This is a genomic window from Pseudoalteromonas sp. NZS71_1 (assembly GCF_015864305.1).
GTDB lineage: Bacteria > Pseudomonadota > Gammaproteobacteria > Enterobacterales > Alteromonadaceae > Pseudoalteromonas > Pseudoalteromonas arctica.
This window is the reverse complement of the sequence record NZ_JADYXM010000004.1, coordinates 70,453-84,367: the sequence shown is the minus strand read 5'-3', so window position 1 is coordinate 84,367 and position 13,915 is coordinate 70,453. Positions and strand designations below refer to the sequence as shown.

The following is a 13,915-nucleotide window of genomic DNA, read 5'->3' as shown; positions in this document are numbered from 1 at the left end:
AAGCCATTATTTACCACCTATATCAGCTAGAGACTTAGGCGCGCCGCCTTGCCCCGTTAAAATTGAGTTTTGCAAATCATCTACTGACTCGCGTGTTTCGTTGTTTACAGAGGCCGTTGTAAGGCTTTTTAATAAGCCTGTATTGGCGCTGCTTTGCTTTGTTTCATCTGGCGTTAAACCGTATCGCCCCAAGCGTTGCGACTCGGCCACTTTCGATTGATTGAAAGAGGTGTTTATATTTTTTTCATTGCGAGCCATTTGTTCATTTAGCAATTTGTCGCTTGTCGCTAAACCAAACAATTCCTCCTGGACCGGTAAAAAACGTGTTTTATAATCTTCAAATTGCTGGCGGGTTAGATCGGCTAAAGCGTTTTGATATTTATCGGTTCTAATATCTGAGCTATCAACACTGTAAATGTCGTAATCAAAATCATCTTCCATAAGTTTCTCCTATACGGTCCAGTTGTTAGGGTCGTTATTTGGCGTGCCTGTAATTACATTATCCATATCAGCGAGTCCGGTATCCGCTGGCAAATTGTTGTAATAGCTTCCTGCCGCACCTGCAACCGCGCCAGCCGCACCTAGAATAGAGTCACTTTGCAGCCTGCTATTATTTGCATCGTTGAACGCTTTTTGCTGTGAGCTTGAAGCAATATCGCTTAGCGTTGCTGTAGCTTCCTGTGACTGTCCTTGCCCCATAGCCATTACATTGCTCATCTTGCCTGTGTAACGCTCCTGCCCCGCAACCTGTGAGCGTGATTTTGCATCACTTGTTACTGATGCTTCATTGTCGGCCATATCGCTAACAACGTTTTTGAACTTGCCGCTGTTTGGGTTTATGCCGTTCGCTTCCATACTTGAAAGTGCGTTATTGCTGGCATCCGAAAATGATTTTTTATAACCAAGGTTTGTGTTCTCGGCTATGTCATCGTAAACGCTTGCGTCATTGGCTTGTTTTGCTTCGTCAATAACTTGGTTTTCAAATGGCACAATACTTTTTTGGTAGTAAGCCCATTCTTCGCCGTATACCTTGGCAAGCTCTTTCTCATACTCTGTTTCTTTGACTTCGTTGGACTTACCCATGAATCTTAATCCCCTAAAAAGTGTCGCCACAAGGTTAAACCATCACGCACGCCAGCGTGAGCCCAGCCATGTAAGGGAGCTACTTTGTTAAACCCGCGTCTAGCGGTTGCAAATTCGATAAATTGAGCCTTGCCGCACTTAGCAAGCCTAATGATGTGATTTAGGTAACGCTGCGTAGCATTCCCGCCGTGGCAAGACGCTACAGTTATTTCGATAAACGTTTGGTTTTCAATATGGCGAGGGCGCAAAATAAAAAAACCATCCGGCACCAAAAACAAAAAAGCCCACTCGTTTGAGCAGGCTTTGTCGATTTCTTGGTATAGGTGTGGGTCGTTTGCAATATTGCCTATTCGAGTTATTGGCTCTTTAAGCCGATCACGGTGTTTATCCCATGATACGCATTGCAGGTATGACTTTTCCATTGTGATAAAATATTAACCTATATTGGGGGGTTTATCCATTACCCTAAAGCGTTTCCCTTCTTGAATAGTTGAAATAAAACGTCTTGTTGAGAAACTTTAGGGTAAACGGTGCCAGTAAATGTGTCAGTTATAGGTGATGCGTTAGTGCTAACCCTTAGTGATATTGCATACGTAGTGTTTGCATTAATAGTTAACGTTGTATCCTCTACTCCCTCAGCGCCTTGGCCTGAGTTTGAAGTTAAATTAGTTCCTGATGTTGTTCTTACATGAAGTGTCGTTGACTTATATTGATTTGATCCACTTTCTCCTGAATCGGGAATACTAACTTTTATCTTTCTTATATATAGCGTTCTTGCGAATGTCGCGCTAGCAATGTTAAGTGTTGCTATTTGGGTTTGGCTTCCGCTTATTTGCGTTAAGTTTACCGGCTTGGTTATAGTGTCTGTAACATCGCCGCTTAAATTTTCCGCGTAAACAGTGCCGTAAAAGCTCGCATCCTGACCAAATAGCTGATTGATATACGCTTGATTTATTTGCGCTGAGCCAATCGCGCCATTTGCAATATACGTTGTTATATTTGAACTCAAAATTTTACTAAGTCCCGCGAACGGACCAAGTGAAGGTTTTCCAGTTATATTGTCATAAGCTAACGAGTTTAAATATGCCAAAGAGCCAAGTGCCGGCTTTCCTGTTACTTCGTTATAGGATAATGAGTTTTTAGAGGCTAGGCTTCCAAGTGTAGGCTTGCCGCTCAAGTCGTTATACCCAAGCTCACTTAGAAATGCGAAAGCTCCTAGGTTTGGCCTGCCGCTAAGTTCGTTATAACCAAGCGAGTCTTTAGAGGCTAAATCTCCCAAGCCGGTTACTTTAGATAAAGGTATTGCGCCGGTAGATGACATTACAACGTTGCCGCTACTATCCTTAATCGTAACTGATTCAAGTGTCGCGCTCTTTGCAAGCATGTTGCCACCGGGGTCAATTGAAAAATTACCGCTTCGTGCGCCGTTACTTGGGTTGTAGTTAATTGACGGCGTTGTCAGCCTTGAGCCAACAAGCAAACGATTTGCAAGTAAGTTGTCAGTAACCAAGCTTTTTATGAATGCTTCATCAATGATAGCCGTGTTGATCACTGTTTTACCATCCGAAACAGCAAATACAGGTGTTAAGTTAGTAGGATCTTGATCTGTTATTATGGAAAACTTGGCCCCTTTAACGGCAAATATAGGCTCAATACCATCATTCACAAGGCCTACACTTGTTGTTAGTCCTGCTACTGTTGATTTAACGCCCCATAGTGCACTGTATTCTCCCTCATTTGTCGCTACGGTTTCGCCAAGCGTTTGCAGGCTGGCACCTACACTATTACCGCTTGCATCCTCAATGACGGATTTTAGTAGCTGGTTAGCGCTACTTATTGCGCCGTCCGCATCTGTTTTAGTGTAAAAGTTATTGTATAAATCAGCGCCTATACTTGAACCGTCCGGATCTTCAATGGCGCTTTTAAGCTGTGTTGTCGCGCTGCTAATCGCACTGTTAGTGTCCGTTTTTGTATAATAGTTTGTTTGCAGTAATGAATTTACATTGCTTATTTCAGTATCGAACTCTGAACCAAGGCTAGTAACTGCTGAACTTATGGCATTATCAGTATCGGCCTTAGTGTAATAATCAGAAGTGAGCAATGCTTGGTTATCATCGATGTTCGATTGGAGTGCCGTTGCTGCTGCGCTTATAGCTTGGTTTGTTTCTGTTTTCGTTAAGTAATTTACATATAAGTCAGCGCCAATACTGTTACCGTCTTGATCTTCAATCGCACTTTTAAGCTGTGTGGTCGCCTGACTTATTGCGCTATCTGCTGCGGCTCTTGTGTAGTAATTAACTTGCAAGTTTGCGGCGACACTATCGCCGTCCGGATCTTCAATCGCTGCACGCAAAGCGGTGTCTGCACTTGCTATGGCTTCGTTAACGTCTGCGCTAGTAAAGTAGTTATTAACTAAGTCTGCTTTCACATCACCTACACTGCTATCAAGCTTTAAAAGGTCTTGAGCGGTTGCTTGTGTCTTGCTTGCGAAAGTGGTTTGCAGTTGGTACAAGCTAGATTTACTTTCATCTATAGCCGAATTTAGAACAAATATAGACTCTGCTAATGCTTGCTGATCATTCGCAATAACGCTTTGCTTACTAATTATATCCGCTTCCGATAGCGTTCTTCGATTTTCGGCCAAGTCATTTGCTAATGCGTTTTCAATTACGGCTTGAGCGCTTGGTTCAAATTCTGCCCTAAGTTGCTGGTTTGTGCTTGCGGTCGATTGCTCTGCGTCTACTTTAGTTTGAAACTCATTAAATAGCGTTGCGCCAAGACTGTTGCCTTCAGGATCTTCAATCTCGCTTTTTAATACAGTTGTAGCCTGGCTAATTGCCTGATCTGTTTCCACTTCTGTTCGGTAGTTGTTTTGCAAATCAGATGCAATACCGCCTATATCGCTATCTAATGTTGATTTAAGTGCGGTTGTCGCTTCGCTTATTGCTGTGCTTGTATCGGTCTTTGTTGAAAAATTAGTGTAAATATCTGCTGCTAGACTGTCGCCTTCTGGATCTTCAATTGCGCTTTTAAGCTGCTGGGTCGCTTCTGATATTGCAAGGCCCGTTTGTGTTGACGTTAGGTAGTTTTGGTATAGGTCCGCTGCTACGCTTTCGCCCTCTGGATCTTCAATTGCGCTTTGTAGGATTGTTGTGGCTTGGCTTATTGCCTCGTCAGCTTGTGTTTTTGTGTAGTAATTTAAAGATAGTCCACTACTAATATCATCAATGTTTGATTGTAGTTGCGTGCTTGCCTGCGATATTGCACTGTCGGTATCTGCTGCGGTGTAGTAATCACTCGTTAAAACCGCATTAAACCCGCTCTCTACTTCCGACTTTAATGCCGTTGTAGCTTGGCTTATCGCTTCCTGTGTATCAACATTAGTAAGATAATTTACTTCTAAGAAAGATTTATTACTATCAACCTTGCTGTCTAGTTGAAATATTTTTTGTGCGCTAGATGATATTTCATTAGATATAGCTTTGTTCAACTCGGTTATACGAGCGCTACTATTATTGAACTGCGTTTCAATAACAGAAATTGATTGAGCTAACGCCTCTGACTCTGACGTTATGGCCTCTTGAGTCTGTAAAATATTTGCAGTTATTATTTGCTGCCTGTCGTTAGCCAGGTCATTAGCAATCGCGTTTTCAATAACAGATTGAGCAAGTGGATCAAATTGGCTATCAAGCTCAAAGATGGCCCTTGAAACTGCCTGCTCCGTATCTACTTTTGTGGAGTAGTCATTGAAAAGTGTTGCACCTAAACTAACGCCTTCAGGATCTTCAATTTGAGACTTTAAAAATTGAGAAGCAACCGCAATAGCCTGATCCGCTTCTGAACTTGTGTAGTAGTTGTTCGTTAGAGTGCTGTTTACAGTGCTGATCGCGCCTTCTATTTCTTGTGTTACTTCTGAGCCTAGCTGCGTTGTTGCTTCGCTTATCGCACTATCGGCTTGAGTTTTAGTATAATGGTCCGTTTTTAATGTTGCGCCCAGGCTGTTACCGTTGGGATCTTCAATTTCACTTTTAAGTTGCTGCCCATAAGCTGAAATAGCGCTATCAGCTTGAACGCTTGTGTAATAATCACTGTTAAGTAATGCGCCCAGGCTAGTGCCTGTTGGGTTCTCTATTTCTGATTTTATCTGCTCTGATGAAAAGCTTATTGCACTATCGGTTTGAACTTTAGTGTAGTGCTGTGACTCTAGCAAAGCGCCTATACTATTGCCGTTTACGTCCTCTATTTCAGATTTTATTAGCTGTGTTGCTGTCGCAATAGCTTGATCTGTTGTCGCTTTCGTATAGTAAGTGCTTTCAATGTCGCCCGACAACGCTAAGCCGGTTGCTTCTATCTCAACCCTTATCGTTTCTGCTGCCGCCGCTATTGCTTCGTTAGCTTCTGATTTTGTTAAAAACTCAGATTCAATGCGCGCATTCACATTTTCAAGCGATGATTCAAATTCATATAATTTAGTTGTATTGGACTGCCAATTAATATCGTTTATGGATGCGCTTTCAATTAACTGCCTAGCAAGTGAGTCGCTACTAATTTCTACCGATTCAACTCTTTGCTTAGCGCTTTCAGCTACCTGCCTAGCTGCCTCTGTATCATTGGTTAGGTCCGTTATTCCCTGCTTTACTTCTGGTAGCTCGGCGCTTAGATCCTCTATTTCGCTTTTAATGCTTGGTATGTCGGCTATGTTTTTATCAACGTCCGTTCTTAACGCGTTAATATCAACACCAATATTCTCTATATTAACCTTTAAAGCTGGTATCTCGTTTTCAACAAGTTCACCAAGCATAAAATCAAGCGCAGGTATCTTCCCAATTTCAGACGTTAAAAAAGTGCCTAAGTGGGAGCTTTCAATTTTTCCGCCAATTTCATCAAGTATTGATTCAGCCGAATTGATTGTTTCAGCGTAAATGCCGTTCGCGCCTTGTGTTGGCCCTTTCATATCGACGGTATTTACAAATCTAACCCAGTAATAATACTTTTCACCCATATTTACAGAGTCGCTAAATACGTCCGCGACTTCCGTTGCTATGCGTGTAGCACTGCCGAATGTATCTTCCTCGCTTCGCCACACCTCTGCGTAAGCATGGCCTCTGTATGTAGGGTGATCCCAAGTTACTGCTATAAAAGTAAAGCCGCCAGTTGCTGATAATCCAACGGGTGCATGTGGTTTTTCAACGCTGCCGGTTGTAATAGGCAAGCCGCCAATGTTAGTGCCACCATTGGCGCTATTAATAAGCGCATTGCGTTTCATGTCATCCAGGTTAACCAGATCACTAACAAGTAAAGCGCGATTACTCCCTTTGCCACGTTGCCCGGTTAATATTTCAATGCTTTCGGCCATGGCACTATCAGCCGGCTTTTGCTTTCCCTGCCTGACAATGCCAGGAAACACGCCTTTTTTTAATTTAGTCATTAAGCGGCAACCTCGCGCATAGTTGTGGCAATAGAAACACTATGGATAACACCTTGACCGTAAACCTCAAAAGACCATGAGTTACCACGCGTAGGCGGTAATCTAAATGCTGAATTTGGTATTTGCCCTGGCTCTAAATGCAATACGACCTCGTTATCTGCGTAGATATAAAGCCCTGCAAGCTGAGTATCTACACCTTTGACCATTGCGCACGCAAAGCTTAAGTCGTTAGCCGAAAACTCTTTAGAGCGCCATTCATAACTCATTAGCGATGGATTAGAATCCCACTTACTAAGGTTTGCGCCCTGGCATGTATACAAAGCATCATCAACGAGACTATTAAATCCGCAAATTGCTGTTGCTGTAAAGTGTCTAAAGTCACCATTGCTCGGATCAAAAATAAACGCTTTATCTAAGTTGGCACCGTAAAAAGCAAGATAGCGCCCCTCCTGGTGATAAGCTTCGATAGTGCTTGGCTCGTACTCCTGCCACTGCTCACGCGTGATAACTTGATTGGTTAGCATTGTTAATCCGCCACTTGTTAAGCCTATTAATCCGTCAGGGCTAGCGTATATAAGCGTGCCATTTACAATGACTGCAGATCTAGCGCTTGTGCACGACTGATTAGACTCTAACTTTTGACCAGCCATAGAGTCAGGCGTTATGCCGCTAAATAAGTATGGGTATCCCTTTGTTAAAACAGCTAGCGTATTACCAAGTGCGGCAGCGGTTACTATTTCGTGCTCAGTCGTTAGCTGGTAAGCACTAGGCCAAGCATAAGGAAGGTATGACTCGCTAAAACAAACAGTGCTGTCAAAAAAACCAGCCAAAATACCGTTTGCCATAGACGTTAAGCCTTTCATGTTTTCGTTTGGCATTTCATAGTCGTAAGTATCAAGCGATGATCCTAGTTCATCCGTTGGAATATCATCAACAAATTGGCTTTGTGCTATTGGTATCTCTGCCACAAATAAATAGTCTGCTATGCCTCCGCCGGTTGCCGTTCTGTATATTCTGCGATGCGTAATATTTGAAGCATTTACATTTGGCGGTGATAAAGCAAGCGTTACGTATGTGTCTTCTTCGTCCGGGTATCTAATATCAATGCGCTGTGAAGCTTCCCCCGGCGAGCTTTCTTCACCCTGCTCAGTTACAAAAGTATGTGTGTAGTAGCGCGTTTCGTCATCGTTAGGATCTATTTCATCGGTTGCCGCATCGGTAACAACGGCGATTATTGGCACTTCTGGGGATTGAACACCTAGGCGATAAGCACTAGCAGGCATATTAGAACCGCTAAAAATAGCGTTGTTAGTTACCTTTGGGTAGCCGTCACCTGTAAAATAAACACGCTGCCAAGGATCGTCAGCAATTGGGCTCGCCACTGCGTTAACCACTTTATCCCAGGCGAACCAATGCTCATTTAAGTGCTGGTAAATGGTTTTAGCATTTGGAATTACAGATATACCAGTTAATGCTGGACGCTTTAAGGGGGAAAGGTTGCCATTATCAAAATGACAACCATACGCTTTAGATGCTGATTCATTGGGGAGTAAACGAGGGTCAATTTTAGGCCGTTCACCGGCAAAAGTTTTAACGGATATTGCAGGCATAGGATTCGCTTATTTTAGTTTGAGTAGTTTGAAGGGTGTTTAATTAAAGGCTTATTACTTTTCGTTCCCACTTGTGAGCGCGCTTGCAGTGATTAGCGCCATCAAGAGGCCTTGCTAGTAAGTCAATTACACGCATTTGATAGTGATAGCGCTTGTCGTGCGACAGCCTAAAACTGCGTGCTGAAATTGACTCAAGCCTAGTACCGTGGCTAATACTGCAAATCGCTATGTCTATGCTGTATAAGCTATTGAATGCCCATGAGCTACCGAACAGCGCAACGATGGATAAGATAACAAAAGGACCAATAAACAAAAGGCCACATAAAATGTAGCCTATTAACGTTCTTAGTGTTTTTAGAGCTGTCACCATGATAAACCCCACTACTCAAATAAAGCTTTTCTTGCAATTACAAAGCTAAAACCAAAATGCTTAAATTCTTCTTCATCATCAAGCAATAAAACCTCAACCCCGTTAGGTGTTTCAGCATTAAAGTTAACAGGAAAGAATTGATCAGTCGCATCAAAGTCTCTGGCTAGCTCTAAAGCGCTTTTTAGTGCTGACAATCCATTTTGATTAGCTTCATTTAAAGTTACACAAACCCCTCTATGCTCAACACCTTTAAGCTTTGCTAGGTGTCTGCTATAAGGGGCCAGTATTTCGCTAGTGCTTTTTACGGCTGGTTGTTCAGGCTCTATTGGTAGTGATTTTAACTCTACCTCAATAAGCTCGCCGGCTTCGTTTGTTGTAGGTTCGGGTAGGTTTTCGTTGTACTGCTCCACCTCTAACTTTTCAACCAAGTAGCTGTAATAGCTTTGCGCCCAATCCCATTGCTCGCCCAGGCTTACTAGTTCAGCAAACTTATTAATAACCGATGTAGGTTTGTTGAGCTCTATTAAACGTTCAACATCCTGCATGGTTTTAGTGTCTGGACGCGCTAATAATACTGGCAATCCTTCATCACTGATAACGGGCTTCTGCTCATTATCCAAAACGATAAAATTTACAATTTTATTTGTCATTTTTAATCCACCCTAAAGGCTCTATAATTCTAGCCGTTCCATACTTAACCCAATTACCGTTATCATCAAGCCTTACACCTTGACTGCCTTTAATATGGATTTTCCCGTCATCCCCCCAACCAGCATCATACTTAATCTCGCAGTATGAGTAATTCAAAAAGCCCTGGTTACTATCTTTGAATCCGTAATGAAGGGTTTTGAATGCTGGGCAATCTATGGCGGGAGCCTCTAAATTTAAAGTTTGGTGCGTTGGTGACTGCCTAAACTCGTAAAACTCATCCTGAAAAATCGTGTAGCTATTTAAGGATAAGTTACCGTAAGAAACGCCCTCGTCATCCCCTGTTAAAACTTCTCTAATTAGAGAGTAAGCTAAAGAGTTAGACGAGCTGTAACGGCTAGAAAAGTAAACGTCACCAAAGTACCCATTGAGGATTTCCATGCTCCCTTCATCCTCTGTGATCACGCTCTTCGATTTAAACTGATAAACTGTGATGCCACCCTCTGAAAAAACAGACGGATGAGAGACCGTGTTAATTACTAAATTTAAATTGTGAGCTGATACGGATGAGGCCCAAGTACTACCACCGTCTGAGCTATAAGTAATTAAATCATCAGCATTCGATTCAACATTTCTTGTTACCTTGCTCTTAGTTCCGCTACCATCTGGAATTGATGGATTCCAACTACCAACCCATCCATCTTTAAAGTCTCTTGATGCCGCTATTACATCGGGCGAGCCAAAAACCTCAGTGTGAAGGTATTCAAAAGATACTGGTATGTCACTGAGTACTTTTTGCGTTGGCCTTCCGTGAAAGTTCAGACCATAGCCATTTTCATTTACTCTTGAGTAAAGAATGCTTGTCACCGGGTATTCCGATGAAGGGTACGACCCATCAAACAAATAACCTCTATACTTGGTGTTGTATTCAGAGGCATCACCAGTACATTCCTGATACTGAGTACCATCCCATTGCATTAGGCGCGAGTGGTATTCATTGTTCCATGCAGTTGTTTTAAATATAGCGCCGTCAGAGTCGCGAACTAAAATCAAGTTCAAGGCTGATAGACCGCCACCATAGGCGGGCGCGCTATTAAAAACGCCTGCTTTACCATCGTAACCAACATAATGAATTGAACCCTGATCAATATATGCTGCTGAACCTGTGCTAACTTGAGATAAGTTGACCTCAAAACCGCAGTAAGGCAAAAACTCTAAACCTCTAAAGGTGTCGGATTTTATTTTCTTGTCTGCTAAATCAAAATCCTTTCTCTCCAGGCCTCTAGCCATGTAGCGCATATCTCTAATTACACCACCATCACCACTAGCGTAAATAGCGTCAAAGTAACGGCCATCCTGCCTTTTGTTTGTAGACTCTCCACCATCTATGCTGCCGGCGCTAGAATCCGCGCTACTTGAGAAAACAATACCGTCCGTGTATGGGTAAACTGTTGTCGGGTAATCAAAGCAATCTGACTTTTTAGTCGGGTATACTCTCAAGTCAGACTCAGCCCAAGAAACCGCAGAACGGCCCGATTCATTTAAAAAGCCTCGCGTGCCAAATCGATTGTAACTTGGGTGATAAGCACCCTTATTAAGTCTTGAAACTGTACCGCAAACCAAAACGTAAGCCTCGCCAGCTACAGCGTTTGCCGCTTTCCCTTTCCCGTAAGACGTAAACAAACCTAGCTCATCATGATTAGGAGCTAATGAGCCGTAATAGTGATTACTTTCACCCGATCCCGTCCACGTAACTGAATTGGCGGTACCCTGAATGGCAATTCTTTTGTTTTGCGATGAAGAAGAAGTCCACGATAAAGCGGCTTTTTGAGGGTCCAAATTTTCCCACGTTCCATTGCCAGCCCCGGCAAAACTTCGACCGCGAACACACCACTGATAAAATTTACCTGTTGCGTCATCAAAGTAGATGTTGTTTTTAGGGTCGGAGCAAATTAGGGCCTTTTGTTGATCTGTAGCGTTGTTCCAGTTTACACCGTTGCCCTGGCTCGCTGCGTGACCTTCATACCAAGCAAAGTAGCTTTGGGGTCTAATGTTATCTGGCTCACAAGTCACCCCGCTGCAATCGTATTTCTTACTTTGTATTAAACCGCCAGGGTAAACGAAAGGATCTGACGAGCTAATTTCTCGCAAGAAAAACTCTAAACCCCACATGTCTACTCGCTCAGTAACAACCTTGTTATTTTCACTTTCACTTGCAAAGGCTATTGTTGATGTGGAATGAGTAACGCTTTGTCCGTTGGATTTGTCGTAAGTCCTCAGTCCAGATTCAGCAGGAGGGAATATAATTGCGTTTCTCCCGCCTGCCGTATTTTCAGACAGATAAGTTAAATTAACTAAAACACCAGATATAGAAAGGACAGGGTTTAGGGTATCTGAATCACCCATAAAGCTGCTATCTGTAGTACCTCGCCCCATAAGTAAAGTGTTTGGTATTGTATGGTGCGTATACAGACCTTCACCAATACTTCTATTTGGTACTGTGTTATCCCAATGCTTACCAAAGTGAACAAAGCCATTTGCGGCCACCTTATCAGCGTTAATTTCTCTCAGCGCTTCAAATTCAACTTTACGCATTGCGTAGGGGTGCGGGTTTATAGCATCAAGTTCAGCTAGCTTATTGTCATGATCACGCACCATTTGTGACGGCGTTTTAAGTGATTGCTTTAATCCGTGGCTGTCGGTTAATTCTTCGGTTTCGCTATCTGAATTAAGCCAAGTGCGCAATTCATCTAAAAATAATTGCTTTTGGTTAAACTGGACTGACACTTGGCCTGCAATGCGCGTTAATATCGTGCCGGAAGTATTGCGCACAATTGCGTATGTCTCATTTTCGCCTGTAGAGCCCTCAAAACCACGATCAAGTGTAATGCTTGTATCGCTATTAACTGCGGTCACTTCGTACCAGGTCTTTGCATCTAGCGTGAAAACATCACCAATAGCGATAGCAATTACATCGTTTTGCCAATTTGTATCAACACCAACGACTGATTGGTTATTATTAGTGACGTTTACTTTACCTACGCGATACCACGCGCCTGCGCTTGCTGCCATTTTACTGCCCCTTCTCTTGGCCCATCATTGCAACGTCTGCTTGGCTTTTTTCGCCTAGCTGACTTCTAAATGCGTTCATGTGCATTTGGCTCTTATTTGGGTTGGCCGCATATTCAGCATCTTTCATGTATGAGCGGTATAAAATCCATTCAATGATCGCGTTTACGTATACATCATCAAGTGCAATAACTTCACCTGTGTCATTTGATGCAGTATCAATAGCCGGCGGTGCTTTAGAGTAAACAAGGGTTAAATTAATGCCAGTAACAACACCAGGATAAACGTAGAATGTTTTAGGGTTGCGCTCGTCATAAATGTAAAGCTCTACTTCTACCGCTGTTTTACCTGCGTACCACGTATCGTAGTTATCATCTAATACTTGGCGGTTGTATGGTCCACGAATAGCTTTACCGGATTCATTGCGAGGAATATCAATAAGCTTTAAAGCATCTGCTGGGAGCGTTTGCTTAACACCTTCAACACACGCAAAGTCGTCAATATCCACGGTATAAGAGTCAGGTCGGCGCAGTACAATGGCTCGTTGAGCGTCATTTAGATAATTTAATAGCTCGTCTTTAGGCCAGCGAGTGTAGCCCGGATCGTTTAACAGCTTATTTACGCGCTGTAAGATTTCGTTTGATGTAATAATAGCCATTAGTAAAACACTCTTGTTTGTGAAGGTCTTTGCTCGTCCAGGGCTTCGATAGCAACTTGAAAAGCATCGCGGTAGCCATCGGTAAAACGGCGTTTAAAGTAATCAGACTTTGATAGGTCGGTCCATGCAGTATTAGGCATCATCAACAAAGTTGACGCGGCACCATCTGCAATGGCATCTGCCCACCGGTTAACGATTGTGTTATCCGCATCAAAGTCATTAGGTAGAAGGAATTGCGGGGCGATATGGTAAAACACACGCACTTTAGGCGATGTGCTGATCACGGTTACAGTGCCATTTGACGATACCAAGTAATCATCTGAGCTTTTAAGCTCGTTACCATTGGCATCTAAAACAAAATCAACACTTACAAATACGTGATCACTATCAATGCTAAGCTCCCCGCTTTGGCCTTTCTCAATTTCTTGAGTGCGAGCTAAAAAACAAGACTCATAACAAAACTTTTGATAGGCGCGACCTAGCTGGTCTCTCGCCATCTGATCAAGAACGCCCCCGCAGCGTTCACGAACTAACGGGATCAAGCTAGATAATTGCGCCATGATTATTCGCCCTGGTCTATATCTTCGTCAGCAACAGAAGCGCGGAACGCATCACGTACTTTTTTGCAGTATGCTGGCACTGGTTTTTTAGCGCCTTCAACAGTTAAGTCGTGCGCTTCAACAAATGTATTAAGCTGATTTGAGCTGTACTTACCTAAGTCGATTTCTTCGCCATCAACGGTGATCAACATGCTTGCATCAAGCGCTTCTTGCTTTTCAGCTTCTTCGCGTGCAATGCGTTCTTTTTCGGCCTGTTCTTCTAAAAACTTTTGGCGCTCGATAAAGGCTTTAGCATCTTTTTCAGCAACCCAAACTTGGTTAAAGTCTAAGAAGCGTTGAACAAGATCAGACGATACTGCTGTTGGCTCACCTTGTTTAAAGATAGTGCGGGTGCCACATACTGTGTCTTTTTTAAAAGGCTTCTTACCGATGTAAACGATATTCGTTGTATTGCTCATGGATATTCCCCAATAAAAAGCCCCGCAATAG

Annotated in this window: 11 protein-coding genes; all 11 read right to left on the bottom strand. The window is 42.9% G+C overall.

Going from position 1 to position 13,915, the window contains the following annotated elements:
* Positions 1 to 6: 6 nt before the first annotated feature.
* From I6F43_RS08040 to I6F43_RS07990, 11 genes are read right to left on the bottom strand one after another with little or no spacing between them, the layout of a single operon-like run.
* The gene (locus I6F43_RS08040; protein WP_197101777.1) at positions 7 to 441 is read right to left on the bottom strand and encodes a hypothetical protein; all 435 of its coding nucleotides are present in this window, start codon (positions 439 to 441) and stop codon (positions 7 to 9) included.
* Positions 442 to 450: 9 nt separating this feature from the next.
* Positions 451 to 1,083: a hypothetical protein gene (locus I6F43_RS08035; protein ID WP_197101775.1), complete on the bottom strand. Its 633-nt coding sequence runs from the start codon at positions 1,081 to 1,083 to the stop codon at positions 451 to 453.
* Positions 1,084 to 1,088: 5 nt separating this feature from the next.
* Complete coding sequence (locus I6F43_RS08030) at positions 1,089 to 1,505, bottom strand: hypothetical protein (protein WP_197101773.1); 417 nt, start codon at positions 1,503 to 1,505, stop codon at positions 1,089 to 1,091.
* Between the two features lie 38 nt (positions 1,506 to 1,543).
* On the bottom strand, positions 1,544 to 6,511 hold the full coding sequence (locus I6F43_RS08025; protein WP_197101771.1) for a hypothetical protein: 4,968 nt from the start codon (positions 6,509 to 6,511) through the stop codon (positions 1,544 to 1,546).
* Positions 6,511 to 8,121, bottom strand: coding sequence for a hypothetical protein (locus I6F43_RS08020; protein ID WP_197101769.1), 1,611 nt, complete (start codon positions 8,119 to 8,121; stop codon positions 6,511 to 6,513). The genes I6F43_RS08025 and I6F43_RS08020 overlap by 1 nt, the downstream gene beginning before the upstream one ends.
* 43 nt (positions 8,122 to 8,164) lie before the next feature.
* Complete coding sequence (locus I6F43_RS08015) at positions 8,165 to 8,491, bottom strand: hypothetical protein (protein ID WP_197101767.1); 327 nt, start codon at positions 8,489 to 8,491, stop codon at positions 8,165 to 8,167.
* An 11-nt stretch (positions 8,492 to 8,502) separates the two neighbouring features.
* A complete protein-coding gene (locus tag I6F43_RS08010) occupies positions 8,503 to 9,141 on the bottom strand; it encodes a hypothetical protein (protein WP_197101765.1) in 639 nt (212 codons plus the stop codon).
* The gene (locus tag I6F43_RS08005) at positions 9,131 to 12,211 is read right to left on the bottom strand and encodes a hypothetical protein (RefSeq protein ID WP_197101763.1); all 3,081 of its coding nucleotides are present in this window, start codon (positions 12,209 to 12,211) and stop codon (positions 9,131 to 9,133) included. The genes I6F43_RS08010 and I6F43_RS08005 overlap by 11 nt, the downstream gene beginning before the upstream one ends.
* 1 nt (position 12,212) lies before the next feature.
* A complete protein-coding gene (locus I6F43_RS08000) occupies positions 12,213 to 12,866 on the bottom strand; it encodes a phage adaptor protein (protein WP_197101761.1) in 654 nt (217 codons plus the stop codon).
* Entirely contained in the window at positions 12,866 to 13,426 is a 561-nt protein-coding gene (locus I6F43_RS07995) for a hypothetical protein (protein ID WP_197101760.1), read from the bottom strand. Before I6F43_RS07995 ends, I6F43_RS08000 begins: the two co-directional genes overlap by 1 nt.
* A gap of 2 nt (positions 13,427 to 13,428) precedes the next feature.
* Positions 13,429 to 13,884: a hypothetical protein gene (locus tag I6F43_RS07990; protein ID WP_197101759.1), complete on the bottom strand. Its 456-nt coding sequence runs from the start codon at positions 13,882 to 13,884 to the stop codon at positions 13,429 to 13,431.
* Between the last annotated feature and the right edge of the window lie 31 nt (positions 13,885 to 13,915).

Excerpts from the sequence above, each read along its gene's own strand:
- I6F43_RS07990 (WP_197101759.1), bottom strand. The coding sequence starts at position 13,884 with ATGAGCAATACAACGAATATCGTTTACATCGGTAAGAAGCCTTTTAAA.
- I6F43_RS08040 (WP_197101777.1), bottom strand. The coding sequence starts at position 441 with ATGGAAGATGATTTTGATTACGACATTTACAGTGTTGATAGCTCAGAT.
- I6F43_RS08030 (WP_197101773.1), bottom strand. The coding sequence starts at position 1,505 with ATGGAAAAGTCATACCTGCAATGCGTATCATGGGATAAACACCGTGAT.
- I6F43_RS08015 (WP_197101767.1), bottom strand. The coding sequence starts at position 8,491 with ATGGTGACAGCTCTAAAAACACTAAGAACGTTAATAGGCTACATTTTA.
- I6F43_RS07995 (WP_197101760.1), bottom strand. The coding sequence starts at position 13,426 with ATGGCGCAATTATCTAGCTTGATCCCGTTAGTTCGTGAACGCTGCGGG.
- I6F43_RS08000 (WP_197101761.1), bottom strand. The coding sequence starts at position 12,866 with ATGGCTATTATTACATCAAACGAAATCTTACAGCGCGTAAATAAGCTG.
- I6F43_RS08035 (WP_197101775.1), bottom strand. The coding sequence starts at position 1,083 with ATGGGTAAGTCCAACGAAGTCAAAGAAACAGAGTATGAGAAAGAGCTT.
- I6F43_RS08020 (WP_197101769.1), bottom strand. The coding sequence starts at position 8,121 with ATGCCTGCAATATCCGTTAAAACTTTTGCCGGTGAACGGCCTAAAATT.
- I6F43_RS08010 (WP_197101765.1), bottom strand. The coding sequence starts at position 9,141 with ATGACAAATAAAATTGTAAATTTTATCGTTTTGGATAATGAGCAGAAG.
- I6F43_RS08005 (WP_197101763.1), bottom strand. The coding sequence starts at position 12,211 with ATGGCAGCAAGCGCAGGCGCGTGGTATCGCGTAGGTAAAGTAAACGTC.
- I6F43_RS08025 (WP_197101771.1), bottom strand. The coding sequence starts at position 6,511 with ATGACTAAATTAAAAAAAGGCGTGTTTCCTGGCATTGTCAGGCAGGGA.